Source organism: Endozoicomonas sp. ONNA1, assembly GCF_024606325.1.
Classification (GTDB): domain Bacteria; phylum Pseudomonadota; class Gammaproteobacteria; order Pseudomonadales; family Endozoicomonadaceae; genus Endozoicomonas_A.
The window spans coordinates 1-11,932 of the sequence record NZ_JAHHPN010000722.1; the positions used below are offsets into that span (position 1 = coordinate 1).

Annotated in this window: 12 protein-coding genes; 6 read left to right on the forward strand and 6 right to left on the reverse strand. The window is 49.7% G+C overall.

The window, feature by feature from the left end; all coding sequences use genetic code 11:
- From nirD to KDK19_RS17045, 3 genes are all read left to right on the forward strand, one after another.
- Positions 1-348, forward strand: a 348-nt coding sequence (gene nirD / locus KDK19_RS17035; protein ID WP_257292435.1) for a nitrite reductase small subunit NirD, incomplete at its 5' end; no start/stop codon positions are given.
- A 1-nt stretch (position 349) separates the two neighbouring features.
- A complete protein-coding gene (locus KDK19_RS17040; RefSeq protein ID WP_257254656.1) occupies positions 350-1,630 on the forward strand; it encodes an NAD(P)/FAD-dependent oxidoreductase in 1,281 nt (426 codons plus the stop codon).
- Positions 1,631-1,657: 27 nt separating this feature from the next.
- The gene (locus KDK19_RS17045; protein ID WP_257292436.1) at positions 1,658-4,345 is read left to right on the forward strand and encodes a nitrate reductase; all 2,688 of its coding nucleotides are present in this window, start codon (positions 1,658-1,660) and stop codon (positions 4,343-4,345) included.
- 96 nt (positions 4,346-4,441) lie between these two features.
- Here KDK19_RS17045 and ddpX read toward each other — a convergent pair whose 3' ends face one another.
- The 6 genes from ddpX to gltA form a co-directional block, all read right to left on the reverse strand.
- Positions 4,442-5,008, reverse strand: coding sequence for a D-alanyl-D-alanine dipeptidase (gene ddpX / locus KDK19_RS17050; protein ID WP_257254654.1), 567 nt, complete (start codon positions 5,006-5,008; stop codon positions 4,442-4,444).
- A gap of 60 nt (positions 5,009-5,068) precedes the next feature.
- Positions 5,069-6,082 (reverse strand): PTS fructose transporter subunit EIIC, encoded by a 1,014-nt coding sequence (locus KDK19_RS17055; RefSeq protein ID WP_257254653.1) that lies wholly within the window; start codon positions 6,080-6,082, stop codon positions 5,069-5,071.
- A gap of 14 nt (positions 6,083-6,096) precedes the next feature.
- Entirely contained in the window at positions 6,097-6,264 is a 168-nt protein-coding gene (locus KDK19_RS17060) for a hypothetical protein (RefSeq protein ID WP_257254652.1), read from the reverse strand.
- A gap of 17 nt (positions 6,265-6,281) precedes the next feature.
- Positions 6,282-6,905 (reverse strand): HAD family hydrolase, encoded by a 624-nt coding sequence (locus KDK19_RS17065; RefSeq protein ID WP_257254651.1) that lies wholly within the window; start codon positions 6,903-6,905, stop codon positions 6,282-6,284.
- Positions 6,906-6,958: 53 nt separating this feature from the next.
- Positions 6,959-7,672, reverse strand: coding sequence for a TerC family protein (locus KDK19_RS17070; RefSeq protein WP_257254650.1), 714 nt, complete (start codon positions 7,670-7,672; stop codon positions 6,959-6,961).
- Positions 7,673-7,975: 303 nt separating this feature from the next.
- On the reverse strand, positions 7,976-9,259 hold the full coding sequence (gene gltA / locus KDK19_RS17075; RefSeq protein WP_257254661.1) for a citrate synthase: 1,284 nt from the start codon (positions 9,257-9,259) through the stop codon (positions 7,976-7,978).
- Between the two features lie 442 nt (positions 9,260-9,701).
- Between gltA and sdhC the strand changes: the two genes are divergently transcribed.
- The 3 genes from sdhC to sdhA all read left to right on the forward strand — a co-directional run.
- The gene (gene sdhC / locus KDK19_RS17080) at positions 9,702-10,076 is read left to right on the forward strand and encodes a succinate dehydrogenase, cytochrome b556 subunit (RefSeq protein ID WP_257254649.1); all 375 of its coding nucleotides are present in this window, start codon (positions 9,702-9,704) and stop codon (positions 10,074-10,076) included.
- Positions 10,070-10,438: a succinate dehydrogenase, hydrophobic membrane anchor protein gene (gene sdhD, locus KDK19_RS17085; RefSeq protein ID WP_257254648.1), complete on the forward strand. Its 369-nt coding sequence runs from the start codon at positions 10,070-10,072 to the stop codon at positions 10,436-10,438. Before sdhC ends, sdhD begins: the two co-directional genes overlap by 7 nt.
- A gap of 3 nt (positions 10,439-10,441) precedes the next feature.
- Positions 10,442-11,932, forward strand: a 1,491-nt coding sequence (gene sdhA / locus KDK19_RS17090) for a succinate dehydrogenase flavoprotein subunit (protein ID WP_257292437.1), incomplete at its 3' end; no start/stop codon positions are given.

Consider the following 11,932-nt stretch of genomic DNA (forward strand, 5'->3'; position numbering starts at 1 on the left):
GCTAATAAAGTTTGGACAACCGTTTGCAGTGAAAGTGATCTTATTCAGAACTTGGGTGTCTGTGCTCTGGTGGAAGGCGTTCAAGTTGCCCTGTTTAAAGTAGACGACCAAGTTTATGCAGTGGATAACCACGATCCATTCAGTCAGGCCAATGTTATCTCCCGTGGTCTGGTAGGAGATCTGGAAGGGCGTCTGGTGGTAGCGTCGCCCATTTATAAACAGCACTTTGATTTAAGCACCGGTCAGTGTCTGGAAGATGAAACCGTGGCGTTAAATACTTATCCCGTGGAAGTCGTGGACCAGAGGGTTCAGGTCTCACTGGTGTCGGTCACTATCGAGGCAGCCTGATATGACAGCGGCGTTACAGGCGGCGAGCGTCAGTCGTCATCCGTCATTGAAGCGAAAGCTGCTGGTGGTGGGAAATGGCATGGGCTCAGTTCGCTTTCTGGAAAAGCTTACTGAGCAGAATAGCCGTGAGTATCAGGTCACCGTTCTTTCTGAGGAATCCTGCCCCGGGTACAACCGGATTCAGCTATCCAAGTTATTGGCAGGCAGTGTCGATCTTCAGGGTATTCAACTGCAACCTGAATCCTGGTATCGGAACCAGGATATCAGCCTGTTTTCGGGCAGCGACTATCGGGTTGATGGTCTTGATCTTGAGTTGAAGCGAGTCGAGACAGTGGGTGGTCAAAGTTTTGATTACGATCATCTGGTTCTGGCGATGGGTTCTCTACCCAATCGTATTCCTGTACCCGGAGCTGATCTGAAAGGAGTTATGGCTTTCAGGAATCTTGATGATGTTGAGCAGATGCTTACAGCTTCATCCAGACCCCGGGCAAAGGCCGTGGTAATTGGCGGCGGACTCTTGGGTCTTGAATGTGCCAGTGGCCTCGCCAGTCGGGGTATGAAGGTCACCGTGGTGGATACCATGTCCATTCCTATGGCCCGACAGCTGGATGAAAAGGCCGGAAAGCTTTTGCAGAAAGCACTGGAAGAAAAAGGTATTGAGTTCCGTTGCAGTGCCATGCTGGATTCCTATACGGGTGATGATGGAAAAGTGACCGGCGTGCAACTGAAAGATGGCGAGTGGTTACAGGCTTCGCTGGTGGTAGTGACAGCGGGGGTTCGGCCCAACATAGAACTGATCAGAGGTACTGGTCTGGCGTGTGATAGAGGTATTCTGGTGAACGACAGAATGCAAACCTCAGACCCTTCAGTAACGGCGATTGGCGAGTGTGTGCAGCTGAACAACGATCTGTTTGGTCTTGTGGCGCCGGTTTATGGGCACGCTCAGGTGGCTGTGCATCGACTGTTGGGCTCGTCGGGAGAGCGGTTTGAGCCTGTTCCGATACCAACCAGCCTGAAAGTAGACGGTATTGATCTGTTTTCCAGTGGACAGTTTGTTGCAGAAGAGAGTGATGAAGAAATCATCATTGATGCTGCAGGAGTTGGCATCTATCGAAAACTGGTGATCCGTGATAACGAGTTGAAGGGGGCTCTGCTCTTTGGCGATGCTTCAGATGGTCTCTGGTATCAGGAATTGATGGAAACAGGGCGAGATATTTCAGATATCCGCGACCAACTTATTTTCGGCAAACGTTATCTGAATGCAGATGCACTGAAACACTAAGAAATTTCCAATGAAGGAAGTATGTCTATGGCTGACAGCATCGATATATGCAATCACCCTCAGCAAGTCATCAATACGACGTGTGCCTATTGTGGTGTTGGCTGCGGTATCAAGGCGACGGTCACCGATAAAGAGCTCCATCTGGTGGATATAGAAGGCCGGAAGAACCACCCTGCTAATTTTGGACGTCTTTGTTCAAAAGGCAGTGCACTCGGAGAAACGGTTTCTCTGGAGAATCGTCTCCTGACCCCTTATATAGGTGAGCAGAGAGTCAATTGGGATGTTGCCCTGGATGAGGTTGTTTATCGACTGAAAACCACAATAGAAGAGTACGGTCCTGAAGCGGTGGCTTTATACGGCTCTGGTCAATTACTGACAGAAGATTACTATGTGGCTAACAAACTGATGAAGGGTTTTATTGGTTCCGGCAACATAGACACCAACTCACGCCTTTGTATGGCTTCTACGGTAGCAGGTCAAAAGAGGTCATTCGGTTCTGATACTGTGCCTGGTAACTATGAGGACCTTGAATTAGCCGATATGATCGTGCTGGTCGGTGCCAATACAGCCTGGTGTCACCCGGTATTATTCCAGAGAATAAGGGCTGCAAAAGAGCAGCGTCCAGACATGAAGGTGGTTGTCATCGATCCTCGTGCCACTGATACCTGTGACATCGCCGACCTGCATCTTCCTCTGAAATCAGGAACCGACACCGCTCTCTTCAATAAGTTATTTAGCTACCTTGATAAGCACAATAAGTTGGATCAGGCATACATTGATCAGCACACCCAAGGTTTTAATGAGGCTCTGAACGCCGCCAGAAAAGTAGGGAGTTTTTCAGCGGTTGCCAAACTTTGCGGGATTGATAAAGCTGCTCTCAAGCAGTTTTGTGAGTGGTTTGCAGAGACCGGAAAAGTCGTTACTGCCTGGTCTCAGGGTGTGAATCAGTCCGTTGCTGGTACCGATAAAGTCAATGCCATCATCAACTGTCACCTGATTACGGGACGTATTGGCAAGCCGGGATCTGGGCCATTGTCACTTACTGGTCAGCCAAATGCGATGGGAGGTCGGGAGGTTGGAGGCTTGGCCAATCAGCTGGCTGCTCATATGGATTTTCACACGGACGATGTGGATCGGGTCAGGCGATTCTGGAAGGCACCGAATATTGCTACATCACCGGGTAAAACAGCCGTAGATTTGTTTAATGCCATGAATAACGGCGACATAAAATTTGTCTGGATTATGGGTACTAACCCTGTGGTCAGTATGCCTGATAGCAATACGGTGATCAGTGCCCTGAAAAAGTGTCCGACGGTCGTCGTGTCTGATTGCATTGAAAAAACAGATACTTCTGAGTTTGCCCATATCCGTTTGCCCGCCGCTGGCTGGAGTGAAAAGGACGGCACGGTCACCAACTCGGAGAGAAGAATTTCGAGGCAGAGAGCTCTGTTTGAACTTTCCGGAGCCGCCAGACCTGATTGGTGGATTATTTCGAAGGTGGCAGAAAAGATGGGGTTTGGTGACGCCTTTAATTATCAGAGATCTGCTGATATTTTCCGTGAACATGCGGCTCTCTCTGCTTTTGAGAATAATTCTAAGGGTCGTACAAGAGATTTTAATATTGGTGCTGTGGCTTCCATTTCGGATGCGGAATACGAAGCACTTGATCCATTCCAGTGGCCACTGGTGACAGGACAAACGTCTGCTCAGCCACATACAAGATTGTTTGCTGATGGCAGCTTTTTCACAGAAACAGGTCGGGCGAATATTGTTTCAACGGAGTTCAAGGTTTCCTACCATCAGCCCAACGCCGACTATCCGCTGTTGCTGAATACTGGCAGGGTTCGTGATCATTGGCATACCATGACGCGTACAGCACTGTCGCCCAGGTTAAGTCAGCACATTGATGAGCCTTTCCTGGAAGTTCATCCTGAAGATGCTCAGAAGTACGGGCTGGCTGACCAGGGATTGTGTCGATTGACTACAGCCTTTGATGCCATTTTGGTCAGGGTTGCTGTCACACCTTCAGTGGGTAGGGGTAATGTTTTCATGCCCATGCACTGGACACGGCAGAACAGCAAAAGCGGTCACTGTGGTGTTTTGGTGAAGCCAGAGGTAGACCCCTGGTCAAAGCAGCCGGGTTGCAAGCACACTCCTGCCTGCATTGAAGCAGTTTCTCTGAAGCAACAGGCGGTTTTACTAAGTCGCAAAAAGCAGGACTTTGAGCCGTTTGATTATGCCACAGAGGTGAAATTCCAGCAGGGGTTCCGATATGAGGTGGCAGGCCAATCCATTGATTCTACAATGCTGGAGTGTGTCGGCTCAGGCAAGGAAAGAATTGATTACACTGATCTGAAGACAGGCAGTGCCCGTAGTGCCTGGTTTGCATCTGGCCAGCTGCAGGCTCTTCTTATTGTTGGAGAGTCATTGCCCGACAGTGATCGTGTATGGCTACAGGCTGCTTTTGAAAAAGAAGATATTCCTTTTTCAGAGCGCTGGCGATTACTGGCAGGCATTCCACCGAAGGGAGAAGATACTGGCAAAGTGGTTTGTGCCTGTTTTGGTGTGGGCGAGAAAACCATCTGTCGTGTGATTGAAGAGGAAGGCTTTACTGACCCTGTCGAGGTGGGTCAGTCTTTGAAGGCAGGAACAAACTGTGGATCCTGTATTCCTGAGATTCGCAAGCTGATTACCCATACAGCAGAGTTGGTATAGACACGCACTCTGTTCGTCCCGGGCTTGTTGAAGGTCAGTGGCACTGCACTTGGACAAGCTCTGTGCGAGCGGAATCAAGCATAAGATTCGGCGGCACTAGATAATACCTGAACAGACTTCATTTTCCTCTAATATCGGATATAGATCAGCATCAGGTAATTGATAATGCCACCATTCATTTTCAAGAGCGTCGAATCCAGCCACATTCATGGCGCCTGCCAGGATTAACCTGTTTTTCTGTGCGAGCTCGGTAATCTGGTCATTGCCATGGTGAGCTAATGGGCGGAAGTCATCCAGCTCTGTGCCCATTTCCAATGTATGTCCGAACTGATCAACCAGCGTGAGATCAACAGCTATCCCTCTGCAGTGGGTACGTAACCCGGTTTTCGGGTGGGACACATATTGAGGGTCCGGTACACATTGAAAGAGTTCCTGCTGGGCTTCCAGTGGGCGATAGGCATCCCATATTTTTAATTTGAGCCCCATGGGTTGAAGAACTTCAATGGCGTTTTGCAATCTGTTGGCGGCTTCTTCGTGCATCAGGCACAGAGGTTTTTTATAAACCTGCTTACCAGTGAAGTTCCTCGTGGTAGCGTAAACTATCTCGAGCAAAAGATCGTGACTTTGTGGTGTGACTTCAACCAGTGAGTGCGAGTTCTTCATAAATTAATCTGGCCTTCAGATATTTTTAACGCAGGGTAAGGATAATTGTCTGGAAAGCTCTTAAGATTCGGGCTTTACAGGTTTCAAAAGGTTGACAGCCAGAGCTGTTACCAGTGCACCGGCGATGGTGGCCAGAATATACCAGGGGCGACCATCGACAACCGGCAGAACGATCCAGCCACCCCAGGGAGCATGATTGATGACTTCGGCCATGAATCCTATTACATTGCCGGTAATTCCTCCCAGAACTATGGCGGGTATGACTCGTATTGGGTCAGCAACAGCAAAGGGGATTGCTCCTTCTGATATGCCTATCATACCCATAGCCAGAGCAGCCTTGCCAGCCTCTCGCTCTTCAGCAGAGTATTTCCCGGGGGAGAGCAGGGTGGCCAGCCACATACCCAAAGGTGGGGTGCAAATGGCCACCCCGACACCACCCATTAGATAGGGGTGATCTTGTATCTGAGTTTGAGCGAACAGGGTGGCGACTTTATTGATAGGACCGCCCATATCAAAAGCGGTCATGCCGCCAAGAATGGCGCCAAGTGAAACCTTGGATAATCCCTGAAGACTATAGAGCCACTCGTTCAGGTGATTCATCATATTGGCGATGGGTTGTCCAATTACCCAAATTACCAATGCTGAGGTCAGAAACGTGCCTGCCAGAGGGTAGATAAAGATGATAGCAATAGGTCGCATGGTCGGTGGAAAGGGGATTTTCTTGAGGGCATTAACAATATAGCCTGCAATGAGTCCTACAATCATTGCTCCCAGAAAGCCACAACCGAACTGACCTGCCAGCCAGGCTCCAATCATCCCGGGTGCCAGAGCGGGACGGCTGGCAATGGACCAGGCTATATAGCCTCCGAGTACGGGGATAAAGAGGGTAAAGCCAGCAACCCCCATGTCCCACACATCTTTGAGTAAACCGGACTCCGGGGGTTCTCCTCTACCATGCAGCATGACAGACAATGAAAGAAGGACGCCTCCAGCCACCACGAAGGGAATCATATGGCTAGTACCTGTCAGCAGGTGGGACCTGAGCGTAATGAGCTCTGCTTTTACGCTATTCATCAATCTTACCCATTTTAGTCAATAATGCCTTCTGGTGTGCCTGACTGCCAGGATCTTCGGGTTTGGTCAACAGGCCCGGGAGCGGGTGGCTTTGTGTGATTCCGGATCATTGAATTTCGGTGTTTATCATCATTCAGACAGAAATGGCCAGAGAAACCATTTCTGAAAGGATTGGGTCTCATGGGTACCTGTCCGAGGTTTAAATGTGAAAGCTGAATTCTAGCAGCTCAGACGGATTGTCAAGTATGAAAGCGGGTTTTGCTGCTTCAAGGGTTGAGCGGTCGTGCCAGCCCCAGCTGACTGCAACGGGAATAGCTCCGGCTTCACGGGCCTCATTAAGGTCTCCTGAGGTGTCGCTGACGAAATAACAGGGCTGGTCTGGGTGCTGTTTCATCACTGTCCGGATTTTGTCCGTCTTGATGACGCCTTGCTCCATTCCCATAACTTCCCTGAAACACCCGATATTCTGTTTTGTCAGGAAATGTTCTGCCGCTTCGGTAAAGTTGGAGGTGATCAGGTAAAGGGGGTAGTGTTGAGCAAGGTGCTGAAGACTTTCACTGACGTCAGGAACAGAAGGGCACTCTTTCATAAACTTTAAGTGGGCGAGCCGCGCGCTATTCAAAAAAGCGGGCTGCATCCAGTCACCGGGGATTTGCTGGCCTAGCTTTTTGAAGAAATTGCCTTCAAAGAGGGCGAGAATTTGCGCTTCAGTCGCGAGGTTATCTGCGCCCATTTTGATCAGGATCTCTGACCAGTAATTGAAAAAGGGTCGCCAGGAGTCGGCAATCACGCCATCCATATCAAAAAGAATCGGGCAGGACATAAAAGCTCCAGTAGTCAGAGGGTGTTGCTCAATAAATGGAGAATACTTTCCTGTTACTTGTTTTGCTCCGATCGCAAACGGCCATTGAGCATCTCGACGGCCAGTGAAAACGCCATGGCAAAGTAGATGTAGCCTTTCGGGATATGAAAGTCCAGAGCTTCTCCTATCAAAGAGACACCCACCAGAACCAGAAAGGAAAGCGCTAGCACTTTGAAGGAAGGGTGGTTGTTGACAAATTCTCCAACAGGCGCCGCTGCAAGCATCATAATGCCTACCGAAATAACAATGGCGGTAATCATAACCCAAAGGTGTTCTGCCAGCCCTACTGCGGTGATGACTGAATCCAGGGAGAAAACAATATCGATGAGGGCAATCTGGATAAGAGTTATAGCATACCCTCTTGGTTTAAGGTGAGGTCCTTCATCTTCGCCGGGTTCAAGAGCGTCATGGATCTCATGAGTGGCTTTGGTGAGCAGAAAGAGCCCGCCACCGAGAAGAATCAGGTCCCGACCGGATAGGGCATGGTTGAACAGATGGAATAGCGGGGCAGTGAGTGTCATGATCCAGGTAATGGAGAGTAGCAGGAGGATCCTTGTGAACATTGCCAGTAATAGTCCCAGTCTGCGGGCATTGTTGCGTTGATGTGCAGGCAGTTTGTCGACAACGATTGTAATAAAAATGATGTTGTCGATGCCCAGAATAATCTCCAGGACGGTAAGAGTTGCCAGAGCAATCCAGGGCTCTGGGTTCAGGAAAAGTTCAGTCATTGTTTTATCGTATTAGCTCTATCGTACTAGCCGTTCATGCCGGGACACTACTCCCTAAGCTACTCATAGGTAATATCGGTTAAAAGTAGACGAGACTGAAAGCATCTAAAGAATGTTTTGGCCCTTGTCCGTTTGACAGGTTCAGCCAGCATTACGATTAATCAGTCCGGAACGATGTTTTTGGTCCCCCGGGAAATAGTGGCAGTCATGTTTCAAAGGCGTTGAAATGACACAAAAAGTCTGAGGCAGGTGAAACAGAGGAGGTCTGAAAGCCGATAATAGCACCGGCTTTCAGGAGGCTGCTTAGCGGTCAGATACCGGAATAAAATCTCTGGAAGTTTCGCCGGTGTAAAGTTGGCGCGGACGACCAATGCGGTATTCACCGCTGATCATTTCATGCCAGTGAGCAATCCAGCCCGGTGTACGACCGGTTGCAAAGATTACAGTGAACATCTCTGTTGGAATGCCCAGAGCTTTCAGAATGATACCGGAGTAGAAGTCCACGTTCGGATACAGCTTCTTCTCAACGAAGTATTCGTCTTCCAGGGCGATCTTTTCCAGACGCTTGGCGATCTTGAACAGAGGATCGTCTTCCAGGCCCAGTTCGCTCAGTACTTCGTCACAGGTCTGCTTCATAACCTTGGCACGTGGGTCAAAGTTCTTGTAGACGCGGTGACCAAAGCCCATCAGACGGAAGGGATCGTTTTTGTCCTTGGCGCGGTCAATGAACTCATCGATGTGTTTCTCATCACCGATTTCATTCAGCATAACCAGTACCGCTTCGTTGGCACCACCGTGAGCCGGCCCCCACAGAGCTGCAATGCCAGCAGCAATACAGGCGAATGGGTTGGCACCACTGGAGCCTGCCAGGCGCACAGTCGATGTTGAAGCATTCTGTTCATGGTCTGCATGCAGCAGGAAGATACGATCCATGGCACGAGCCAGAACTGGATTAACTTCGTACTCTTCACAGGGCGTAGCAAACATCATATGCAGGAAATTGCCACCGTAGCCCAGATCGTTGCGCGGGTAGACGAACGGCTGTCCGATGGAGTATTTGTAGGTCATAGCTGCCAGGGTTGGCATCTTGGAAATCAGGCGATAGGCGCAAATTTCACGGTGACGTTCGTTAGTGATATCCAGTGAATCGTGATAGAAGGCAGAGAGAGCGCCTACTACGCCGCACATCACGGCCATAGGGTGAGCGTCGCGACGGAAGCCGGAGAACAGGTCTACCATCTGTTCATGAATCATGGTATGACGCATGATGGTGTCTTCAAAATGCTTTTTCTCCTTCCTGTTGGGAAGTTCACCATAAACCAGCAGGTAGCAGGTTTCCAGATAGTCAGAGTGCTCAGCAAGCTGCTCGATAGGGTAACCACGGTGCAGAAGCACACCCTTTTCACCATCTATGTAAGTGATCTTTGACTCGCAGGAAGCTGTAGATACGAAACCGGGGTCGTATGTAAACAAACCGTTGGCAGTCAGGCCGCGAACATCAACAACATCTGGGCCGAGAGAGCCCGTATGTACAGGAAGTTCCAGTTGTTTGCCGTCAATCGAGAGGGTTGCTTTCTTTTCAGCCATCATAGGCTCCTGTCTTGCCGTTTATTCTGCCGTTATCTTAGTCTCGGACCCAAATTATTGTGCTCACAGAATAAGTTTTTTTATGGTTGGGCCCCTTTCACGGTTCGACCACTATAGGGCCAGAAATCTGTTTGTCAAACATGTGTGTCGTTGAAAAAGTCTGCGCAATAAACTCAGAGGTCTATAGTAAATTTGCTTAGTGGGTTAATCAATTGTAATTGAAAACCGAACTGTTTATACTTCACAGCCGAAGTCGTGGAGGGCTTCATGAGGGGGGGTGAGAAGAGAACGTTAACAACAATTAACGCGGTTTCTTAGCCTGCAGTCAGGGTGGCCTGTTCAGGTAAACCTGATGATAGAGGGCATGATCCCGAGTAGGTCATAACCTCTGGATAATGTTGCTGATTCAGCTGTGCACGCCTCGGGCGTTGGGACAAAAAACGTGAATAGCAAAAGACCTGTCAATCTAGACATAACCACAATCAAACTACCTCTGCCAGCTTATACCTCGATCCTGCACAGGATTTCGGGCATATTGCTATTTGTCGGAGTTGGTTTCCTGCTGTATGCACTGGACCTGTCGCTGTCTTCGGAACAGTCCTTTGCGAAACTGAAAACACTCATGTCGGGTGGCCCGGTCAAATTTATTGTCTGGGTGCTGCTTTCCGGTCTGATTTACCACTTTGTTGCAGGTGTCAAGCATCTGTTAATGGATGTGGGTGTAGGTGAAGGTAAAGAGTCAGGCAAGGCTGGTGCGATCATCACCATTATTCTGTCGGCTGTATTGATTGTGCTCGCGGGGGTGTGGGTATGGTAACCAATATTACCAACTTGTCTCGAAGTGGACTTTACGACTGGATGCTGCAGAGACTGTCTGCCATTATTCTGGCTGCCTATACGCTGTTTATAGGCGGCTATGTTCTTGTAAATCCCGGTCTGGATTTTCAGCAGTGGAATGGTCTGTTCGAACAGGCCTGGGTTAAGGTGTTTACCTTGCTTGCCATTCTGTCCATTGCTGCCCACGCCTGGGTAGGGATGTGGACTATAGCCACTGACTATCTGAATGCCCGTGCATTCGGAAGTAAGTCTGTTCTGATTCGTTTCCCCTTCCAGCTGATCTGTTTTGTTGCAGTATTCAGTTACATCGTCTGGGGCATTCAAATTCTCTGGGGGAATTAATCTATGTCGGCTCTACGTACACTGACTTACGACGCCATCGTAATCGGCGGTGGTGGCGCTGGCATGCGCGCTGCACTGCAACTGACTCAGGCGGGTATCAAGACGGCCTGTGTAACCAAGGTATTTCCAACCCGCTCTCACACTGTGTCTGCACAGGGTGGTATTACTTGTGCTATTGCCAGCGCAGATCCACAGGATGACTGGCGTTGGCACATGTTCGATACTGTAAAAGGCTCTGATTATATCGGTGATCAGGATGCTATCGAATACATGTGCTCGGTAGGTCCCCAGGCTGTTTTTGAGCTGGAGCACATGGGGCTGCCTTTCTCGCGTACAGAGGAGGGTCGTATCTATCAGCGTCCATTCGGTGGTCAGTCCAAAGAGTTCGGTAAGGGCGGTCAGGCTGCCCGAACTTGTGCCGCAGCTGACCGCACAGGTCACGCTCTGCTGCACACCCTCTATCAGGCCAACCTGAAAGGCGGTACTACTTTTCTGAATGAATGGTACGCTGTTGATCTGGTGAAGAATCAGAATGGTCAGGTGGCCGGTGTTATCGCGATTTGCATGGAAACGGGTGAGTCCGTTTATATCAAATCCAAAGCGACTGTTATGGCTACCGGTGGTGCCGGGCGTATCTATGCTTCCACCACCAATGCGTTGATCAATACCGGTGACGGAATTGGTATGGCTCTGCGGGCCGGTTTCCCAATGCAGGATATGGAAATGTGGCAGTTCCACCCGACCGGTATTCATGGTGCGGGGGTTTTGGTGACTGAGGGTTGCCGTGGTGAAGGTGGTTACCTGATCAACAGTGAGGGTGAGCGCTTCATGGAGCGTTATGCGCCCAACGCAAAAGATCTGGCTGGTCGTGACGTAGTAGCCCGTTCCATGATTCTGGAGATTTTGGAAGGTCGTGGCTGTGGACCTGATAAGGATCACGTTCTGCTGAAGCTGGATCATCTGGGTGAAGAAACTCTCAATCTGCGTCTGCCTGGTATTTGTGAACTATCCAAGACATTTGCACATGCAGACCCGGTTAAGGTGCCTGTTCCTGTAGTACCAACCTGTCACTACATGATGGGCGGTATCCCGACTAACGTGGGTGGCCAGGCTTTGTTTCCTGATGCTGAAGGCAATGATCAGGTGGTTGAAGGCCTTTACGCCTGTGGTGAGGCTGCCTGTGTATCCGTTCACGGTGCTAATCGTCTGGGTGGTAACTCTTTGCTGGATCTGGTGGTGTTCGGTCGTGCAGCAGGTATCCAGATAGAGAAAAACCTGAGAGAAGGTTTTGATGGTGTTGATGCTTCTGGTAGTGATATTGAGGCCGCCATGTCTCGCCTGGATCGTCTGAATCAGTCCAGTAGTGGTGAAAAAGTTGCTGACGTTCGTAAGGATCTGCAAAACACCATGCAGCTTTACTTTGGTGTATTCCGTGAAGGCGATAGCATGCAGGAAGGTCTGAAAAAGCTGAATGAGCTGGGTGAGCGTCTGGAG

Excerpts from the sequence above, each read along its gene's own strand:
- KDK19_RS17040 (WP_257254656.1), top strand. The coding sequence starts at position 350 with ATGACAGCGGCGTTACAGGCGGCGAGCGTCAGTCGTCATCCGTCATTG.
- KDK19_RS17045 (WP_257292436.1), top strand. The coding sequence starts at position 1,658 with ATGGCTGACAGCATCGATATATGCAATCACCCTCAGCAAGTCATCAAT.
- ddpX (WP_257254654.1), bottom strand. The coding sequence starts at position 5,008 with ATGAAGAACTCGCACTCACTGGTTGAAGTCACACCACAAAGTCACGAT.
- KDK19_RS17055 (WP_257254653.1), bottom strand. The coding sequence starts at position 6,082 with ATGAATAGCGTAAAAGCAGAGCTCATTACGCTCAGGTCCCACCTGCTG.
- KDK19_RS17060 (WP_257254652.1), bottom strand. The coding sequence starts at position 6,264 with ATGAGACCCAATCCTTTCAGAAATGGTTTCTCTGGCCATTTCTGTCTG.
- KDK19_RS17065 (WP_257254651.1), bottom strand. The coding sequence starts at position 6,905 with ATGTCCTGCCCGATTCTTTTTGATATGGATGGCGTGATTGCCGACTCC.
- KDK19_RS17070 (WP_257254650.1), bottom strand. The coding sequence starts at position 7,672 with ATGACTGAACTTTTCCTGAACCCAGAGCCCTGGATTGCTCTGGCAACT.
- gltA (WP_257254661.1), bottom strand. The coding sequence starts at position 9,259 with ATGGCTGAAAAGAAAGCAACCCTCTCGATTGACGGCAAACAACTGGAA.
- sdhD (WP_257254648.1), top strand. The coding sequence starts at position 10,070 with ATGGTAACCAATATTACCAACTTGTCTCGAAGTGGACTTTACGACTGG.